Annotated in this window: 18 protein-coding genes; 9 read left to right on the forward strand and 9 right to left on the reverse strand. The window is 62.5% G+C overall.

Annotation, left to right across the window (positions count from 1 at the left end; all coding sequences use genetic code 11):
- Positions 1-40 precede the first annotated feature (40 nt).
- A complete protein-coding gene (locus tag ACH9L7_RS00535) occupies positions 41-862 on the reverse strand; it encodes an NAD(+)/NADH kinase (RefSeq protein WP_396613307.1) in 822 nt (273 codons plus the stop codon).
- Between the two features lie 141 nt (positions 863-1,003).
- On the opposite strand from ACH9L7_RS00535, the gene ACH9L7_RS00540 reads away from it, so the two are divergent.
- Positions 1,004-2,095, forward strand: a complete 1,092-nt coding sequence (locus tag ACH9L7_RS00540; RefSeq protein ID WP_396611806.1) for a KaiC domain-containing protein — start codon at positions 1,004-1,006, stop codon at positions 2,093-2,095.
- A gap of 86 nt (positions 2,096-2,181) precedes the next feature.
- Here the strand turns inward: ACH9L7_RS00540 and ACH9L7_RS00545 are convergent, their stop codons facing one another.
- Positions 2,182-2,343, reverse strand: a complete 162-nt coding sequence (locus tag ACH9L7_RS00545) for a hypothetical protein (RefSeq protein WP_396611807.1) — start codon at positions 2,341-2,343, stop codon at positions 2,182-2,184.
- A gap of 132 nt (positions 2,344-2,475) precedes the next feature.
- The gene (locus tag ACH9L7_RS00550; protein ID WP_396611808.1) at positions 2,476-3,147 is read right to left on the reverse strand and encodes a nitroreductase family protein; all 672 of its coding nucleotides are present in this window, start codon (positions 3,145-3,147) and stop codon (positions 2,476-2,478) included.
- A gap of 163 nt (positions 3,148-3,310) precedes the next feature.
- Between ACH9L7_RS00550 and ACH9L7_RS00555 the strand changes: the two genes are divergently transcribed.
- Positions 3,311-4,849, forward strand: coding sequence for a pyridoxal phosphate-dependent decarboxylase family protein (locus ACH9L7_RS00555; protein WP_396611809.1), 1,539 nt, complete (start codon positions 3,311-3,313; stop codon positions 4,847-4,849).
- A 36-nt stretch (positions 4,850-4,885) separates the two neighbouring features.
- Here ACH9L7_RS00555 and ACH9L7_RS00560 read toward each other — a convergent pair whose 3' ends face one another.
- Together ACH9L7_RS00560 and ACH9L7_RS00565 are read right to left on the reverse strand one after the other, a co-directional pair.
- Entirely contained in the window at positions 4,886-5,320 is a 435-nt protein-coding gene (locus tag ACH9L7_RS00560; RefSeq protein ID WP_396611810.1) for a universal stress protein, read from the reverse strand.
- Positions 5,321-5,402: 82 nt separating this feature from the next.
- Positions 5,403-7,307, reverse strand: coding sequence for an ATP-binding protein (locus ACH9L7_RS00565; RefSeq protein WP_396611811.1), 1,905 nt, complete (start codon positions 7,305-7,307; stop codon positions 5,403-5,405).
- A gap of 144 nt (positions 7,308-7,451) precedes the next feature.
- Here ACH9L7_RS00565 and ACH9L7_RS00570 point away from each other — a divergent pair, with 144 nt between their 5' ends.
- The gene (locus tag ACH9L7_RS00570) at positions 7,452-7,802 is read left to right on the forward strand and encodes a hypothetical protein (protein ID WP_396611812.1); all 351 of its coding nucleotides are present in this window, start codon (positions 7,452-7,454) and stop codon (positions 7,800-7,802) included.
- Here the strand turns inward: ACH9L7_RS00570 and ACH9L7_RS00575 are convergent, their stop codons facing one another.
- On the reverse strand, positions 7,803-9,077 hold the full coding sequence (locus ACH9L7_RS00575) for a DNA double-strand break repair nuclease NurA (protein WP_396611813.1): 1,275 nt from the start codon (positions 9,075-9,077) through the stop codon (positions 7,803-7,805). It abuts the gene before it with no gap.
- A gap of 127 nt (positions 9,078-9,204) precedes the next feature.
- Between ACH9L7_RS00575 and ACH9L7_RS00580 the strand changes: the two genes are divergently transcribed.
- Positions 9,205-9,864 carry an HAD family hydrolase gene (locus tag ACH9L7_RS00580; RefSeq protein WP_396611814.1) on the forward strand — a complete coding sequence of 220 codons (660 nt, stop codon included), beginning with the start codon at positions 9,205-9,207 and terminating at the stop codon, positions 9,862-9,864.
- A gap of 29 nt (positions 9,865-9,893) precedes the next feature.
- Here ACH9L7_RS00580 and ACH9L7_RS00585 read toward each other — a convergent pair whose 3' ends face one another.
- Both ACH9L7_RS00585 and ACH9L7_RS00590 read right to left on the reverse strand, forming a co-directional pair.
- The gene (locus ACH9L7_RS00585; RefSeq protein WP_396611815.1) at positions 9,894-10,286 is read right to left on the reverse strand and encodes a hypothetical protein; all 393 of its coding nucleotides are present in this window, start codon (positions 10,284-10,286) and stop codon (positions 9,894-9,896) included.
- A gap of 66 nt (positions 10,287-10,352) precedes the next feature.
- On the reverse strand, positions 10,353-10,799 hold the full coding sequence (locus ACH9L7_RS00590) for a DUF2240 family protein (RefSeq protein ID WP_396611816.1): 447 nt from the start codon (positions 10,797-10,799) through the stop codon (positions 10,353-10,355).
- Positions 10,800-10,949: 150 nt separating this feature from the next.
- Between ACH9L7_RS00590 and ACH9L7_RS00595 the strand changes: the two genes are divergently transcribed.
- Complete coding sequence (locus ACH9L7_RS00595) at positions 10,950-11,324, forward strand: 30S ribosomal protein S8e (protein WP_396611817.1); 375 nt, start codon at positions 10,950-10,952, stop codon at positions 11,322-11,324.
- Between the two features lie 126 nt (positions 11,325-11,450).
- Here the strand turns inward: ACH9L7_RS00595 and ACH9L7_RS00600 are convergent, their stop codons facing one another.
- Positions 11,451-12,452, reverse strand: a complete 1,002-nt coding sequence (locus tag ACH9L7_RS00600; RefSeq protein WP_396611818.1) for a PhoU domain-containing protein — start codon at positions 12,450-12,452, stop codon at positions 11,451-11,453.
- A gap of 342 nt (positions 12,453-12,794) precedes the next feature.
- Here ACH9L7_RS00600 and ACH9L7_RS00605 point away from each other — a divergent pair, with 342 nt between their 5' ends.
- The 4 genes from ACH9L7_RS00605 (at position 12,795) to pstB (ending at position 17,393) form a co-directional block, all read left to right on the forward strand.
- Positions 12,795-13,841, forward strand: coding sequence for a PstS family phosphate ABC transporter substrate-binding protein (locus ACH9L7_RS00605; RefSeq protein WP_396611819.1), 1,047 nt, complete (start codon positions 12,795-12,797; stop codon positions 13,839-13,841).
- Between the two features lie 62 nt (positions 13,842-13,903).
- On the forward strand, positions 13,904-14,863 hold the full coding sequence (gene pstC / locus ACH9L7_RS00610; RefSeq protein WP_396611820.1) for a phosphate ABC transporter permease subunit PstC: 960 nt from the start codon (positions 13,904-13,906) through the stop codon (positions 14,861-14,863).
- Position 14,864: 1 nt separating this feature from the next.
- Positions 14,865-16,493, forward strand: a complete 1,629-nt coding sequence (gene pstA / locus ACH9L7_RS00615; RefSeq protein ID WP_396611821.1) for a phosphate ABC transporter permease PstA — start codon at positions 14,865-14,867, stop codon at positions 16,491-16,493.
- Positions 16,494-16,544: 51 nt separating this feature from the next.
- Positions 16,545-17,393 carry a phosphate ABC transporter ATP-binding protein PstB gene (gene pstB / locus ACH9L7_RS00620; RefSeq protein ID WP_396611822.1) on the forward strand — a complete coding sequence of 283 codons (849 nt, stop codon included), beginning with the start codon at positions 16,545-16,547 and terminating at the stop codon, positions 17,391-17,393.
- Positions 17,394-17,420 lie beyond the last annotated feature (27 nt).

Raw genomic sequence — 17,420 nt, forward strand, 5'->3', positions numbered from 1 at the left:
TCGTCGATGCGTCGGCGGCGACGAGCCGCGCGAACGTTTTCTAATCGAGTTTTCCGAGGGCTTCGAAGAAGTCCGAGGTTGGCCCGGCGAGTCGAACCGGCGAGTCGGACCGCTCGATACTGACTTCGATTGGGGGTTCGATGGTCCGTCGCGTCCGACCGTCGCCGACGACCACGGCCGAATCGGCGTCTGTGACCGTGACCGTCACCGTGGCGTCGAGCGGGACGACGAGCGAGGGCATTCCTTCGCTGGCGGCCATCTCCGTGACGACCAGTCCCTCGACGCCGGGGTGGACGAGCGGGCCGCCTTCGCTGAGGTTGTAGGCCGTGCTTCCCGCAGGTGTCGTAACGAGGACGCCGTCGGCGTGGCCGCCGGAGTACAGCGAGCCGTCGACGCGAACCTCGACGCCTGCACCGCCGCCGTGACCGCGTCGGGGGCCGTGGACGACGACTTCGTTCATCGAGGGGTCTATCACCCAGTCGTCACCGCTGGCGACGATGCGTGGGACCTCCCGAATCGATGGGTCACCGTTGCGGAGTGCGGCAACCACGTCGAGGATGGTGTCGATGGCGTCGTCAGGCGAGACGGCGTTGAGAAAGCCCACTTCGCCGAGGTTGACGCCGAGAATCGGGACGCCGTCCGCACCGCGGGCGGCGTAGAGGAACGTGCCGTCGCCGCCGATACTCACCACGAGGTCGCAGTCGCAGAACTCCTCGACAGGGATGCCATCGATACCGAGCTGTTCGGCCGTCGCGTCGTCGACCAGTGCCTCGGCATCGACGGCCGCGAGCGCCTCGCGCATGTCGGCCGCGAGATACGCGGCCCGACTGTTCCCCTTCTGCGCGACGATGCCGACGTTCATAGCCCGCGGTTCGATGGCCCCGGTCAAAAGCCCACCGTCACGTTCGTTCCTGACACGGGAAACGTTCATCACGTCCGCTGCCCACGTTTCGGTGATGGCAGCGACGGCAGTCGTTCGTCCGAACACTGGTTGGTGGTTCCCGTGAGCGACGACGACTGGTTCGAGCGAGCACTCCGCGAGGCCGACGAGCAGTCTGATGTCAGCGACGTGGACGACGCAGACGGTGCGGACGAGGACGACACAGCGGACGTAGCCGACGATTCTGAAGTCGCCCCCGGCGCTGACGCTACCGAACCGACGCCGGACTTCGACCCGGATGCGTTCGGAAACAGTGGTGGCGCTCCCGACGACGACCCCTTCGGGACGGACTTCGCAACCGCCTTCGAGAACGCACCGTCTCCGGACACGATGGGAGGCGGACTCGACGGCGGCGAGTCGGGCGGCCCGGGCGCTGGCTTTGGATTCGGTGGCGGCGGTGGCGGTGGTGTTGGCGGACCGGAACCTGCGTCGTTCGACGACGAGGACTTCGAATCCGACATCGACCGAGTCGACATCGGAATCAGCGGCCTCGACGACATGATTCTCGGCGGCGTGCCGAAGCGGTCGCTCATGGTCGCAATCGGGAGTGCCGGGACCGGGAAGACGACGTTCGGTCTGCAGTTCCTCCACGAGACGCTCAAAAACGGCGGCAGCGGTGTCTACATCACCCTCGAAGAGAGCCGAGAGCGCATCCTCGATACGGCCGACGAGAAGGGATGGGACTTCACGGGATACGAAGACAAGGAGCGACTCTCTGTCGTCGACATGGACCCAGTCGAGATGGCAAACAGCCTCACGAGCATTCGAAACGACCTCCCGCGACTGGTCGAGGAGTTCGGTGCCGATAGGCTCGTCCTCGACTCGGTGTCGCTTCTCGAAATGATGTACGACCATCCCTCGAAGCGCCGAAGCGAGGTGTTCGACTTCGCCCGCTCGTTGAAAGATGCCGGTGTGACGACGATGCTCACCTCCGAAGCAGACCGGGAGAATCCACACACGTCACGACATGGGTTAGTCGAGTACCTCGCAGATGCCGTGTTCGTCCTCCAGTACGTCCGCCCCGACGACTTCCGCGAGACGCGACTCGCAATCGAGATTCAGAAGATTCGCGATGCGAATCACTCACGGGAGACGAAACCGTACGAACTCACCGACGAGGGAATCAGCGTCTACCGACAGGCGAACATCTTCTAAGGCCGAAAAACAGAGTCTCTAACGCCGAAATAAGCGCCTCTAACACCGAGAAACGGAGTATTCTGGCGGACCACTCGCGTCGCGGGTCACTCGATATCTTCGAGAGACTCGAACTCGCTCCAACACTCACAGTCCAAATCGTCGATGGAGGTCACCTCGTCGGGAAGGTCGGAGATAGACATCCCACCGCCGACGCTATCACACTCGTCGGCGTGTATCGAGAAGTCATCACTCGACATGATTGGCATACTCCCCCGTACTTCCTCATCTATGATAAATCTATGAATTATCGTTCGGAGCCAAGAGTAGGCGAGAGAGACGTCGCAAACGAAGCAGTGAAACAGTCGAATCGTCGAGTCAAACTGTTGAAACTACCCGTCTCAGTCGTCCGCAGGAGCCGGTTCGGACGACTGCTCCGGCGCGAACTCCTCGAAGTGAACGACTTCGTCCACGGGGCGACGGTACTTACGCTCCGCCTGCAATTCGGCGGCGTCGTCGGTGGGGATGCCCATCGTCAGAAGCATTACGGGTTCGTACTGGTCGCCGTCGATGTCGAACGCGTCGAGAACGGCGTCGTGGTCGAAGCCACCGATGGGGCAGGTGGCGACGCCCTCGCTCCACGCGGCGTGCATGAGCGACATCGCGACCAGCGACGTCGAACGGACGGTCCAGACGCGGCGTTCCTGTTCGGGGAGGTCAGCCATCCCGGCGATGTTTTCGAGGATGCCGTCGCGGACTTCTTCGTTCGGCAGGTAGCCCTTTTCGAGCATGTCGTCGGCGATAGTCTGGGCGTGGGCTTCGGGGTCCTTGTTGCCGAGAATGATGACCGAGGCGGCGGCACCAGTGACGTGTTCCTGGTCGTAGGCGGCCTCGCGGAGGGCTTTCTGCGTCTCGTCTTCGCGCAGGACGACGAACTCCCACGGCTGGAGATTGTAACTCGACGGGGCCTGAATGGCCGTCTCGAATATCGTTTCGAGCGTCTCGTCGTCGATTGGTTCGTCTGCGTACTCGTGGAGCGAACGGCGGGTCGTGGCGACCTCTTCGAAATTCATCGTCTCGTGAAATGGGCGACATATTAATAGGCCGACGGATTCCGGCCTAAACCGCCGATTTCGGTGTGCTCGCACCACTCGTTCCATCGATACCACCTAGTAACACTAGTGTCACTTCCACCGTGGATAAAAATACTATGTCAAATGCTGTCGTATGACAACCATGGCATCATCAAAAGAGTTCGACACGTCCGACCTCGACCCGGATGAGTTCCGGGAGTTAGGCTATCAGATGGTCGAGATTATCGCGGAGTACCTCGACAGCATAGACGACCGTCCGGTCTTCCCGGGAAAGCCACAGGAGGAAATCGAAGCGGTGTTCGACGACCCACTCCCGGAGCATGGGCAGGACCCTGCCGACATACTGGATGAGTGGCCCGACCGGGTGCTTCCGAACGCAACCCATCTGGGTTCTCCTCGGTACTTTGGGTTCGTCAATGGGTCCGGAATGCCGATGGGTGCCCTTGCGGACGCGCTCGCTGCCTCCGTCAACATGAACTCAGGGGGGTGGAAAGCCGCACCGTCCGCGACGGAAATCGAACGCCAGACAATCGAGTGGATTGCCGAGATGATCGACTATCCCGTCGACTGTGGCGGTTTGTTCACGAGCGGCGGGACGATGGCGAACCTCACGGGGATTCTCACCGGTCTCCGAGCGAAAGCGGAATACGATACGAAGTCCGGTGGCCTCCAGTCTTCTGACCGCTCCGGCCAGTTTACGCTCTATATGGCCGACCACGAGGGACACACGTCTATCTATCGCGTCGCGGAACTGCTCGGACTTGGCAACGACGCGGTTCGACTCGTCCCCAGCGACGACGATTTCACGATGAACGTCGACGCGCTCGTCGAACAACTGGAGCGAGACGAGGCCGACGGCGACGTTCCCTTCTGCGTCATCGGGCAGGTCGGCTCTATCAACGTCGGCGCTATCGACCCGTTGGAGGAGATTGCGACGGTCTGTGAGGACCGTGACCTCTGGTTCCACGCCGACGGTGCGTGCGGTGCGTTCGGGGCGGTTCTCCCGGAGAAGCGGACACAGTACGCCGGACTCGAACGTGCAGACTCGGTTACACTGGACCCGCACAAGTGGCTGTACATCCCCTACGAGTGCGGGTGCATCCTCATACAGGACGAGTCGAAGATGGCCGAATCGTTCGCGATGTCCGCCTCCTATCTGGAAGGGACGAGACGAACGCCCTACGAGGGGCCGGATTACTACGAAATCGGCCCGCAGATGTCGCGAGGATTCCGGGCACTGAAAGTCTGGATGAGCCTGAAACACATCGGCGTCGAGGGGTATCGGGCGTTCCTCTCACGGAGCGTCCACTGTGCGGAACACCTCGATTCGCGCGTCCGAGAATCCGATGACTTCGTCGCGCTCCACGAGCCAAACCTGTACATCTACTCGTTCCAGTACGCGCCGCAGGATCTCCGAGCGGCCGCCGCCGAGGGCACAGTGTCACGCGAGGCGGTTGACGAGTATCTCGACGAACTCAACCAGCGAATCGCCGACGAAATTCAGCTCAGCGGCGTCGCGTTCGTCATGACGACTTCAATACACGACCGGACCGTCCTGCGACTGTCGATCTGTAGCCACCGGACGACACCCGAGGATATCGACCGGACCTTCGAGACGCTCCGGGATATCGGGGAACGTGAGGACAGTGACCTTCGCCGAACACACGGCTTGGAGGTGTAATCGGGATTCCGTACTCTCGTCGGACGCACTCTCGCCTCACCTGACGATGGTGACGGGAACCGGCGAGTGCCGAACGACTGCTTCGGCGACGCTCCCGAGGAGGATGCGCGAGACGCCCGTCCGGCCGTGGCTTCCCATCACCACGTGGTCGAACTCCGCATCGTCGGCGTCCAACACGTCCACGATGGTGCTGGCGGGGCTTCCGACGGCGATTTTCTCGTCGATTTCGCGGTCGCTGTCGACTAGGCCGACTTTCGCTTTCGCCTCCGCGAAAGCCTCGCGCGCCTCGCGTTTTTCCTCTTGATACCACTCTTGTGTTCCGCTGAGTGCCCGTTCTCGGTAGTCAGCGTTCGAGGGGTTGATGATGTGGACCAACGTGAGATGCGCGTCGGGCCACTCGGAGGTAGCGAACCGAAGCGCAGCGATAGACTGCGGCGACCCATCGACGGGAACGAGCACGTGTTCGGCCATGCAACGCTCTAGTCGGTGTGAGGACAAAAATCCGGGCGACGGTTTGGGGGATTCGAAGTCGCCTCAGTTCAGTGAATCCGACTCAGTCTCCGTGGCGCGTCACACAGGTCGAAAGACCGGTGAGTTCCACCGGTTCGGAGTTATCCGGCGAGTAGACGACCATCTGGCCTTTCTCCATGTACGGTACCTTGTCTTCGAGGTTCGGTGGGATGTTGACGCTCTTGATGGCGTCTTCGTCGCCGAGGTTGAGCACGACTTTGGTGTTCACCTGTTTGAACACCGGGTCGGCGATGTCCTGTGGGTCCTGCGTGATGAGGAACAGACCGAGTCGCTCTTTACGGCCCTGCTTGGCCGCTTCGGTGAACTTCTGGATGACCTTCTGTGCCTGCACGGTGTCGGCATCGGTCAGGAAGTTGTGTGCCTCGTCCATCCCGAGTACCAGTGGCGTCTCTTTGATTCGGTCGCTCGCTGGGTCGTTCGAGAGTTTATCGTCGATGAGCAGCGATGAAACGGCGAGCACGAACAGTTCCTTCGCCCGACTCGACGGCAGGTGGTAGGTCGGAACGACGGTTAGGCCGCCGGGACGGACGAGTTCGTGGTCGAGGTCCGTGATTGGTCGCGCGTCCTGGTCAAAGACACCGCTCGGAACGCCTCGTACCCGCCGTTTCACCGCGTCGAACGTCGCCTCGTGGACGCGCCCGGACTCGTGGAGTTCCTCTTTGAGCGCCGGGTCGTCGAGGAACGTCAGGAACTCGCTGTAAGTCCCCTGTTCGCCGTAGTTGCGGAAGAAGCGGTTCAGCAGTTCGAGGAGCGCTGGATACTGGTTGTCGTTGAGGTTGCTCCCGGCGACCAACCACGGGAGGTCGTTCGCCATCGAGAAGGGGATGGTGAACTCCAACTGCTCGGCGTGGTGGTTCGACCCCGGATACGACGACCCGGCCATCTTTGGGACGAGGGCGATGGTGTCGTCGTGGCCGCCGTGGGCGATGCCCTCGCGCTCGTAGCGCTGGGCGATGTCGGCGTTCATATCCGGGTTGTCGTCGTGCATCTGGGCGTACTCGTCCTGCGGGTCGAACTGGACGACCGCAGTCTGGACCTCCCGGCCGTCGTCCATCTCGTAGGTCCGCTCGGGCGAGAGATACTGCCGGAGCATGTTCTTCGAGGCGTGGGTCTTTCCGGACCCGGTACCGCCCGCGACGAGCGTGTGTCGGAAGACGAGGGGGTCGCCGTCGGTGTAGTCGTCTTTCAGACGGTAGTCGATGGTTGGTGGTCGCGCCGCGGTTCGGACCTTCTCGCCACCAACCGAGAGGTGGCCGAGGAAGACGCCCTCCTCGGGAATCTTCAAGCCGGTCTTAATCTGGGTCGCGTCGTCCGCCTCGCCGACGGTCGCACCCGGTTTCGGCACGCGGTCGACCATCCGGCGCTTCAGGTCACCGCGGTCCGAAAAGAGAACCGCGATAGGTTCGAGTTCGGCGACGAACTTGTAGTCGCGTTCGGCGAACTCGTCTGCGGACCGCCGCATCGCCCGACGGGCGTGAATCTCCGTCGCGTCGTCGGATTGGAACTCCTGGGCGTACTCCAAGCCGACGATTCGACAGAACAGCAGTTCGTCGTCCGGGTAGGGGGCGACGAGATACTTCCCGAGACGGACCTGTTCGCGGTTCCCGGTCGTAACGAACGCTCGAAGCGTCGTTCGCTCTCGGTCTTCAGAGACACGAAGCCCCTGTGAGACGGAAATCGCACCGATACCGTTCTCGGTTCCGACCGGGTTCGCGTCGTACTGCTCGAAGGTGAGTTCGTCGTCGCCGTCGTCGGCGACCGGTGCTGTGTTGTCGGTCCCCGATGTGGCCGTCTCGCCGCCGTTGGATTCGTGCCCTGCCGCGGTGGCCTCGTCGCCACTGGCGCGGCGGCCCTCCGGTTCGGACTCGGAATCGGATTCGTCGGTGTCGTCGCCGACGAAGTCGTTGAAGTCCCCCAGGTCGGTCATGTCCGAAGGCTCTCGGGCGACGAGTAAAAAGCCTCACCACCGGCCGCCGCCGGGGACAGAACCACCCGCATCGACACCATCGGATATCGACTTCCGTTCTTTCGTTCTCGCACGTCTTTTCAGTCTCGCCACCCTAGAGTAGCTATGCTCTTGGTCCGCGGTCACGGCGGCGGAACGGCCCTCACTGGCACTATCTTCGAGCGAGGTGAAGAAGCGCCGACGTACCGGGGTGCGCCCAACGAGAACGCACCCTACGTCTGGGTTTGCGACGAGTTCTACGAGGTCGAAAGCGGCGGCACTGAGACGACCATCGACGGACAGAAGATTCGGGTCGCGTTCGACACACCGCTTCCCCGCGGATTCGACACCCGCGAACAGGCGATTACGGCAGCAAAAGAACACATCCGGACGCAGTTCGCACGGGTCGGTGTCGCCAGCGATAACGTTCGAATCGAGGTCATCAGACCCGAAGACGAAGGCGACGCTGCGGCCTGATTACTCGCCTTCGCCTTCGAACCAGCGAATGTCGTTGTAGGTGTGTACCGACCCCGACGACAGCGTCTCTTCTAACTTCCGGCGAAGCGCCGCCTTTTCGACTGCACTCACTCGCGCGAGTTCGTCGGCTTTCGCAATCGCCAGCGGCGGCCCGCGCCCGGCAGCCACGTCACGAACGACGTGTTGCGTCAGGTTTTCACGGCGTTCGGGGTCCTTCGTGAACGCGTAGGGCGCTTCGACTCGGTAGCACACGTCGGTTCGCGGGTCGTAGAGGACGAAAAACGTGACCGTGTACGCTTCGGGGTCGAGTTTCCGGTCGATTCCGAAGGCGTCGCCGTCGACGCTCAACTGGCGGTCGGCCCCACCGCGCGAGACGAACCAGTTCGTGAACGTGAGGGCGTCTGTCTGCCTGTCGTCGGGTCCTTCGCCGTTGCCCCGTTCGAGCAACCGGACGAAAAACGAGGTGTCGTCTACCCACGGCACGTCGCCGCTGCCGCTCTTGCGGAAGTGCTTCTGGACGGTTTTGACGATGTGCTTGGCGGCGGGGTTCTTGACGAACCCGGCCAGCGGAACATCTCGCTCGACGAAGGTCTCCACGAGGCGGATGTAGTTCTCGACGACGCTCTTCGGCTTAGCCTCACGAGCGAGGTCGCGGAGTTCGGCGTCACGGTCCTGCCAACTCAGGAGTTCCTTCGGGTAGAGTGGCCCATCCAGAAGGAGCAGGTCGTCTACGGCCTCGGCGTGTTCGAGTGCGTGCGAACTCTCTGCGAGGTAGAGCGAAAGCGCATGGACGACGCCTTCGGCGTACTTGCTGACGCGCGGCGCGTGGACGACACGCCGCCTACCGTAGCCTTCGTCGGAGTGCCGCCACTCGTCGTCGAACGCGGTGGTCCGGTCGCGCGTGTGGACAGTCATGACGATGCTCCGATGGCGGTGAAGGTCGAGGTCCGAGGGGTCCGCCGCCATCGCGGCGTGTGCAACGTCGAGGACGAGCCCGTTTTTGAACGTCGTCGGGTTGATTGTCCCCGAGTCGAGACCGTGGACGGTCGGAAACGGCGACTCGACCAGCGCAACGTCGTCGATGGCGGCCGCGGAGAGTCGCTGGTCATCCAGCGGTTCGACCACGGGCGACCCACCGCTGGGAGACTGAAGCGGGTCGAGCCACTGTTCCCACACCGTCCGCGCGATGTCGTCGTGGTCGGTGTCGTCGACCGACGTGGCGATAGCGCCAGCCATCGACGCGATGTCGTCGACGTGGACGGGGTCGAGGGTCATACCTCGGCGTCGTCGCGGACGGTGAAAAACCCGCCTCTCTTTCGAGAGCGACGCGAGGAAACGGAACTGACCGTGTCGTCGGTTCCCGGCACGCTCATATCACTTGATATCCAACGCTCGGACGACGATGTCAGTCACTGCGGTCGGGTTCGACCTCGACTACACCCTCGCCGTCCCGACGCGGGACCGCGAGACTATCCTCGAAGAGGCAGCGGCTGCGGCGGGCGCACCGCAACTGTCTCGGGAGGCGTATCTGAAAGCGCACCAAGAGCACCTCACGAACCGCACTCGAACGCCCATTTTCGAGACGCTCCTCGACAAACACGAAACGGCCGCGGACCCCGAACACGTGGCGACGGCCTATCGAGAGCGTATCACCGACGCCGTCGTCCCCGTCGATGGCGTCGCGGCGATGCTGGCGGGACTCAGAACGACCTACCGTGTCGGACTCCTTACCAACGGCCCGGTGGTCGCACAGGAAGCGAAACTCGACAAACTCGACTGGCACGACCACTTCGACGCGACCCTCGTGACCGGTGCACTCCCGGCCGGGAAACCGGACGCTCGCGCGTTCGGGGCACTCCTCGACGCACTCGATGTCGAACCCGACGAGACGGTGTACGTCGGCGACAGCGTGCACCACGATATCGCCGGCGCGCACGACGCTGGCATCCGCCCCGTGCAGGTGCTCGGCGAAGGCTGTGACGACCCCGACCCGCGCGCCATCGCGCACATCCCCCGCGACGAACTGCCGACGCGACTCCCTGAACTGCTCGCCGACCTCTAGGTTCTATTCGTCCGCGTCCGCTCTCAGTGCTATTCGTCCGCGTCCGATTCGAGTGCAGCGACCAGTTCACGGAACGCTGGGAGCGTCCACTTCACCTGCGCGCCGTCCTCGACGAAGACGAGCGTCCGCGGGGGACGGACAGCCTTGGGCCGGACACGAAGTCCCGCTTCGTCCGCTGCCTCGGCGGTCACGTCGGGGTGGGAAATGAACTCGATTCGTGCGCGGTCTGGTTGCACGTACACCTCTGCGACCCGCTCGTCCCCGGCCGCGACGGCGTAGGCGAGTGCCCCGTCTTCGGTCGGTTCCACGTCGGGGTCCGAATCGACGATGGAGAGAATAGAGAACGTCTCTTCGTGCCCGGTCAGTTCGGAGGCGAGGAGTTGGGCGATTCGCTTCCCGTCGGAGAGTCTATCGACGACCATACCCGGCTTTCGCGGGGCGACGGTTTTGGGGTGTCGCTTCAGTCTCGCAGTACCTGCGGACGGATGCTACTCTGACAACCCCGATTTGGCCTTTCGGGCCGCATCGCCCACGTCAACGCCGTTCGAGCGGGCGAAGAGGACGGCGGCGGCCTCGGCGGTCACGCCGAGTTTCGACTGCCGCTCGTTGATACCGGCGACGGCGGCCTGTTTTTCGATACCGGCGGCGACGCAGGCGTCGAGAACCTGCTCGAAAGCGGACTGCTCGCGGAGGACCGACGCATCGGGTTCGAACTCTTCGGGGACCTGCATGTCGGCGGGGTCGAACGTCGCGACGATTTCGGTGCCATCGCGTTCGACGAGGCCGCGGCCCGCGGCGAGGTCGATGAGGCGCTTCGCCTGGTCGGGTGAGAACCAGTCTCGGTCGAGCGACAGGGCGACGACGAACTCGCCTTCGCCGAGGCGGGTCGACCCGTGCTGACGGAACGGGACGGCGACGGTAACGTCGAGACTCATCGGTTCGACGGCGGCGGCGGGCGACCAAAACGGTTTGTGTTCGCCCCGACGCGGCCCTGCACACCCCGGCGGACACGCCACACCCATATGTGAACGCCTCACAAGAGCCGATTCGAGCGATTCAAGTAGTCACCGAGGTTTTTACCCCGTATGAAGGACCAAGGACGCTCCAAGCGGAAGCGAACCGGTGGGCGGCTCAAGCCGTCTTCGAACAAGAAGCGCTACCAACTGGGTCGCGAACCCGCCGCCACGACGGTCGGCGAACCCCGATTCCAGACCATCGACTCCCGCGGCAACAATGAGAAGCTCCGTACGCTCTCGACGAACGTCGCGCAGGTCGCCGACGGTGCAGAGGTCACGCAGGCCGACATCGAAGGCGTCATCGACAACCCGTCGAACGTCAACTACGCCCGCCGGAACATCATCACGAAGGGCTCCATCATCGACACGAGCGCCGGTCGCGCCCGCGTCACCTCCCGCCCCGGTCAGGACGGACAGGTCAACGCCGTCGTCGTCGAGGAATAAATTTCTCTCCGCCGCGTCGCCCTCCGGCGCGGCACCGACTGTTTGCTGTTCGAGAGCGGCAGCCTCACGTCTCTGTAGAACACCGAAATAGCCGAAAAAGTGCGTTACTGAGTCTGAGCGACCGAGTTAGGGCGTCGGTGCGGCTTTCTGCAGAGCCGTCTCGGCGATGTTGCCGCCGTAGTCGGCGCTCCGGGAGACGGAGTCGACGATGAGACCGAGCAGTTGCGCGCGGGCCGGGTCGAGGCCGCGAAGGAGTTCGTCGATTTTGCGGGCGCTCTCGTCGATGGCCTGAACGGCCTCGCGCGATTCGTTCGCCAGACGCGTCGCCTCGCTGCTGTCTTCGGCGAACAGGGCGTCCATCCCGCCGTTGACGACCTCTTTAGCCTCTTCGAAGAGGTCCTCGATAGCAATGATAATCTCCTCGTCGACGGGTTCCTCGAAGTTCAGCGAGAGGTGGGCAATCTTCGTCGCGTGGTCGCCGATACGCTCCAGTTGGCGCGCGGCGGACTGGTAGTCGAAACACACCTCACGCGGAAGGCCGAGTTCCTCGGCGGCCTTCGGGGTGCGGAGCGTCGCCCGGAAGATGCGGGAGACGACCATCCAGAGGCGGTCAACGTCGTCGTCGCGCTGGATAACGTCGCGCGCCATGTCCTCGTCGAGTTCCGCGAGCGCGGCGATTGCGTCTTCGAGCATCGACAGCGCGATGAGGCGCATGCGCGTGACCGCGTTGTGGATGGAGAGTTCCGACGAATCCAGCAAGTCGCGGATGACCACGCGGTCACGCGTCTCTTCGAGGACTTCCAGCCCAACGAGACTCTGGGTGGCCTCGCGGATGGTCCGGCGCTGGTCGGTCGTGATACGCGAACTCTCCAGCGCGATGATGTCGAACCCGCTCACGTACATGGTCATGACCGCGCGCGTGAGTTCGTCGCCTTCGAGATTTGTGATATCGAGGGTTCCCTCGGTTCGTTCCTCCTCGGAGCGGGGAGTCAAGAACAGGGAGTCTCCTTCGGGGTAGAATTCGACTTCACTCCCGGCGGAGACGCCGTTTTCCGTCGCCCAGTCTTTGGGGATGGAGACAGTGTAGGTGGAACCGCCAGTCACCTGCACCTTTCGGGTTTCGACCATACCCGAGCGTGGTCGGCTACGAACAATAAAACTGTCTATCTCTATATAATGCGAGTAGAGATTACTACCTGAGAGAGTACCATGGGGTGGAACACCTCAGTTCACCCCTCGATATCGACTTCTCTGGATAGCAAGGGACGACTGAATACCCGCTCGCCGGACGTGTTATCACGGGACTGAATTCGTCACACACGGACGCATCCCCGCATATTGAGGTTTCTACTCTCGGGCTCCCGGGTTGTTCCGGACGCACCGCCATCACCCATGTCCCACATACTAGAACGTATATCTATATATTTGTCATAGCAGCGTATTTACCCACAAATCGATTCGACAATGATGATGACGCGTAAGACGGACACTGCCCTTTCACGGCGCAAGTTCCTGATTGCCTCTGGTGCTGCTGGACTGACCGGACTGGCTGGCTGTACGGAGAACAATAGCGACTCCGAACCCACCGACGCGTCCGGTGGCTCGGGCGACTCCGACGACTCCGGCTCGGGGTCCGGTTCCGAGGGTCTCTCTGGCGACATCAACGTCGCAGGTTCCTCGACCGTCTTCCCGCTCGCCACCGCGATGGCAGAGCGCTTCCAGAAGGAACACTCGGGCGTCAACATCAACATCCAGTCCACCGGGTCCGGTGGCGGCTTCGCGAACTACTTCTGTGCCGGCCAGACGGACTTCAACAACGCGTCTCGCCCCATCAAGGGCGAAGAAAAGGACCAGTGTTCGAACAACGACGTCACTCCCGTCGAAATCAAGGTCGCGACCGACGCGCTGACGGTCATCGTCAACAACGACAACGACTTCCTCGGCGAGGGTCTCACTGTCGAGCAACTCAAGACCATCTTCTCGGCCGAAGAGAAGCCGACGACGTGGTCCGACGTGAACTCCGAGTGGCCCGACGAGGAAATCGAAATCTTCGGTCCCACTGACGCCTCCGGTACCTACGACTACTTCATCGAGGCTATCCTCGGCGAGGAAGGTCCGGGCCACCGCCAGGACTACTCCGCGACCGAGCAGGACCGCACCATCATTCAGGGTGTCAAAGGTTCGAAGTTCGCCATCGGCTACATGGGCTTCGCGTACTACAGCGAGAACACCGAGGCCATACAGGCAGTCGCTATCGACGACGGCGACGGCTACGTCGAACCATCCCTCGACACGGCCCTCTCCGGCGACTACACGCCGCTTTCGCGCCCGCTGTTTACGTACCCCGCCAAGGAGTCGCTCGCAAAGGAACACGTCGCAGAGTTCACGCGCTACTGGCTGGAACAGTCCACCAGCAAGGAAATCGTCGCCGACGAAGTCGGGTACGTCCCGCTCGGCGAGGACGAACAACAGGAGATGCTCGACAAGGTCAATTCGGCCATCGAAGAGGCTAACTGAGCGTCTATTGGCAGAATAGGGTAACGAAGCGCTTTTTCATACGCCACGATTCATACAATCCAATGAGTACAGATGACCTCGAAACAGACCTCACGCGGAACACGGAGAACGCTCCGCGTGAGTTGCTGACGCGGTCGTTCTTTTTCCTGTGTGCGGCGCTGTCCGTCGTCACAACCCTCAGCATCGTTGGACTCCTCATCACAGAGGCGTCCAAGTTCTTTAGCCTCACCGCGCCGCTGATGGGTGTCGCAGGAGAGACGGCGAACCTCGTCGACTTCCTCACGGGAACGACCTGGCAGATAAACAGCAAAGAGTTCGGTGTGATGGCCCTCATCTCGGCCACGATGATGGTGACCATCGGGTCCGCAATCATCGCGCTCCCGCTCGGTGTTGCGACGGCAATCTACCTGAGCGAGTACGCGAGTCCGCAGGCCCGCTCTATCCTCAAACCCGCGCTCGAAATCCTCGCTGGCGTCCCGACCGTCGTCTACGGGTTCTTCGCACTCATCTACATCACGCCCGCGCTCAAGGTTGTCTTCCCCAACATCGGGACGTTCAACATGCTTTCGGCGAGCATCGTCGTCGGCATCATGATTATCCCGATGGTCGCGTCCATCAGCGAAGACGCGATGTCGGCCGTGCCGGACGAACTCCGGCAGGCCGGGTATGGGATGGGTGCCACGAAGTTCGACGTGTCGACGGGTATCGTCGTCCCCGCCGCACTCTCCGGTATCTTCTCGTCGTTCATCCTCGCGCTCTCGCGCGCGATTGGTGAGACGATGGCCGTCACCGTCGCTGCGGGCGCACAGGCGAAGTTCCTCAACCCCCTGAACCCGGCATCGTATCTCGAAGGTGCGCTGCCGATGACGGCCGCGATGGTTCAGCTTCTGACCGGCGACATCACCGGTGGCGGCCTCGCCTACCGCAGTCTGTTCGCTATCGGTCTCGTCCTGTTCGTTATCACGCTCATCATGAACATCATCAGCGACTACGTCGCACGCCGGTACCGGGAGGTCTACTGAGATGGCAACGGAACAAGAATCCGGCTACGCTCAGGGCTTCGGGCAGGTCAGTCGGACCGCTGGCATCATCTTCCGGTATCTGCTCTTGGCCGCGACGATGTTCGGCATCGTCACGCTGGCGGTGCTTCTCGTCTACGTCGCCAACGACGCCATCCAGCCCCTGACGGCCGACGCCGGGTGGCACCTCACGTTCTTCCTGACGCTCGTTCTCCCATCACTACTCGTCGGCGGCTATCTCTACCGGCAGAACGTCGAGGCGCTCAAACTCGGTGGCATGGTCGTCGGCGCGCTCCTCGTCTCACTGATGTTCAGCGGCGGGGTTGCAATCGTCTTCGTCGACATCATCCCGCCGCTCGTCGGCTTTTCGTACGCTATCGGACTCGTCGTCGCCGTGGCCGGGACCGTCCTGCTGACGAAGTACGAACACCAGATTCCCTTCACCGCTCGCGTCGCCGCGACCGGTCTGTTGTTCTTCCTCTCGCTGTTCGGCGTCCCGGGGTACTTCCACAGCATCCCGGAACTCGTCCAGAAGGCACCCGTCGTCCCCACTGACTGGGTTATCCTGACGCTCGTCCTCGGCGGCGTCACCGCACTCGCCGTCGGCCAGTACATCGCGCGGATTCGTGAGGACAGAACTGCTGGACTGGTCGCCGGTGTAGGTGCACTCGTCGTCACAGGTCTCGCGGCCCTCATCGGACCGATGGTCGGCACCGACGCCAACGCGCTCGTCGTCGTGACCGCGGTTTCGTTCGTTCCCACCGCGGCGTACGCTGGCGGGTCGGCGCTCACCCGTGAGGAAGCGAAAATCGGCGTCGTGTTCGCAGCAACCGTCATCGTCGGGGGTCTCGTCGGTGCCGTCGCCGTGGACGCGCTCGGATTCGCCGGGCCGCAAGCGTGGACTGACTGGCAGTTCCTCACCAGCGCACACAGCGGCTCCGCCGAAAATGCGGGTCTCTACCCTGCTATCGGTGGGTCTATTCTCCTGATGGTCACGGTTGCCGCGCTGTCGTTCCCGCTCGGCGTCGGTGCCGCGGTGTACCTCGAAGAGTACGCCCCGGATAACCGCTTTACCCGCTTTATCGACGTGAACATCTCGAACCTCGCCGGTGTCCCTTCTGTCGTCTACGGTCTGCTGGGACTCGGCGTGTTCGTCACCTACCTCGGACAGGCGACGGGGACGGTCATCATCGGCGGCGCGACGCTCGCGCTCCTCATCCTCCCCATCGTCATCATCTCCTCCCGCGAGGCGATTCGCGCCGTCCCGCAGGACATGCGGCAGGCCTCGTACGGGATGGGTGCGACGCGGTGGCAGACGGTTCGCAACGTCATCCTCCCCGAGGCGTTCCCTGGAATTCTCACCGGCACCATCCTCGCGCTTGGTCGCGCAATCGGTGAGACCGCACCGCTCATCATGATTGGGGCCCCGAACGTCCTGTTCAGCCTGCCCACCGCGCTCAACTCGAAGGTGAGCGCCATGCCGCTGCAAGTGTACGCGTGGTCGAGCCTGTTCGCCAGCGAGGACTTCTACACCAAGGCCGTTCCGGCCGGTGTCGTCGTCCTCCTCGCGGTGCTTCTCGCCATGAATTCCATCGCCATCGTCCTCCGGAACAAGTACGAAAGCGAAAGCTAATACAAGCCAATGAGCCAAAGAGACAAAGCGACTGAGGTTGAATCACCAGCAATGAATGGGACAGACGACCCGACGAAAGACGAGATGCTCGTCCAGACGGACGTAAGCGAGGGTCTCGCCACGTCGGATTCGCCCACGACCAGTGATGCCGAGACGGTCATCCATGCGGAGGATATCAACGTCTGGTACGGCGAAGAACAGGCGCTCCACGATATTTCGATGGAGATTTCCGAAAACAGCGTCACCGCGATGATTGGCCCTTCGGGGTGTGGGAAATCAACGTTCCTCCGGTGTATCAACCGGATGAACGACCTCATCGATGTCGCCCGCGTCGATGGGAAACTGACGCTCCGCGGCAAGAACGTCTACGACGACGACGTTGACCCCGTCGCGCTCCGTCGTCGCGTCGGGATGGTCTTCCAGAAGCCGAACCCATTCCCGAAGAGCATCTACGAAAACGTCGTCTACGGACTGAAAATTCAGGGTATCGACGGCGATTACGACCAAATCGTCGAAGACTCGCTGAAGCGCGCTGCCCTCTGGGACGAGGTCAAAGACCGCCTCCACGAATCCGGTCTCGACCTCTCCGGTGGGCAACAACAGCGCCTCTGTATCGCCCGCGCGATTGCACCCGACCCGGAGGTCCTTCTGATGGACGAACCGGCGTCCGCACTCGACCCCGTCGCAACCTCGCAAATCGAGGACCTCGTCGAAGAACTCGCCGAAGACTACACCGTCGTCATCGTCACGCACAACATGCAGCAGGCGGCGCGTATCTCCGATAAGACCGCGGTGTTCCTGACGGGCGGTGAACTCGTCGAGTTCGACGACACCCAGAAAATCTTCGAGAACCCCGACAGTCAGCGCGTCGAAGACTACATCACCGGGAAGTTCGGGTAACGCCGACCCACGTCGGTGGTGGTGCGT

Source organism: Haloferax sp. S1W (assembly GCF_044593955.1).
In the GTDB taxonomy this organism is placed as follows: domain Archaea; phylum Halobacteriota; class Halobacteria; order Halobacteriales; family Haloferacaceae; genus Haloferax.

Coding starts and splice junctions, on each gene's coding strand:
- ACH9L7_RS00535 (WP_396613307.1), bottom strand. CDS start 862: ATGAACGTCGGCATCGTCGCGCAGAAGGGGAACAGTCGGGCCGCGTAT.
- ACH9L7_RS00545 (WP_396611807.1), bottom strand. CDS start 2,343: ATGCCAATCATGTCGAGTGATGACTTCTCGATACACGCCGACGAGTGT.
- ACH9L7_RS00550 (WP_396611808.1), bottom strand. CDS start 3,147: ATGAATTTCGAAGAGGTCGCCACGACCCGCCGTTCGCTCCACGAGTAC.
- ACH9L7_RS00555 (WP_396611809.1), top strand. CDS start 3,311: ATGGCATCATCAAAAGAGTTCGACACGTCCGACCTCGACCCGGATGAG.
- ACH9L7_RS00560 (WP_396611810.1), bottom strand. CDS start 5,320: ATGGCCGAACACGTGCTCGTTCCCGTCGATGGGTCGCCGCAGTCTATC.
- ACH9L7_RS00565 (WP_396611811.1), bottom strand. CDS start 7,307: ATGACCGACCTGGGGGACTTCAACGACTTCGTCGGCGACGACACCGAC.
- ACH9L7_RS00570 (WP_396611812.1), top strand. CDS start 7,452: ATGCTCTTGGTCCGCGGTCACGGCGGCGGAACGGCCCTCACTGGCACT.
- ACH9L7_RS00575 (WP_396611813.1), bottom strand. CDS start 9,077: ATGACCCTCGACCCCGTCCACGTCGACGACATCGCGTCGATGGCTGGC.
- ACH9L7_RS00580 (WP_396611814.1), top strand. CDS start 9,205: ATGTCAGTCACTGCGGTCGGGTTCGACCTCGACTACACCCTCGCCGTC.
- ACH9L7_RS00585 (WP_396611815.1), bottom strand. CDS start 10,286: ATGGTCGTCGATAGACTCTCCGACGGGAAGCGAATCGCCCAACTCCTC.
- ACH9L7_RS00590 (WP_396611816.1), bottom strand. CDS start 10,799: ATGAGTCTCGACGTTACCGTCGCCGTCCCGTTCCGTCAGCACGGGTCG.
- ACH9L7_RS00595 (WP_396611817.1), top strand. CDS start 10,950: ATGAAGGACCAAGGACGCTCCAAGCGGAAGCGAACCGGTGGGCGGCTC.
- ACH9L7_RS00600 (WP_396611818.1), bottom strand. CDS start 12,452: ATGGTCGAAACCCGAAAGGTGCAGGTGACTGGCGGTTCCACCTACACT.
- ACH9L7_RS00605 (WP_396611819.1), top strand. CDS start 12,795: ATGACGCGTAAGACGGACACTGCCCTTTCACGGCGCAAGTTCCTGATT.
- pstC (WP_396611820.1), top strand. CDS start 13,904: ATGAGTACAGATGACCTCGAAACAGACCTCACGCGGAACACGGAGAAC.
- pstA (WP_396611821.1), top strand. CDS start 14,865: ATGGCAACGGAACAAGAATCCGGCTACGCTCAGGGCTTCGGGCAGGTC.
- pstB (WP_396611822.1), top strand. CDS start 16,545: ATGAATGGGACAGACGACCCGACGAAAGACGAGATGCTCGTCCAGACG.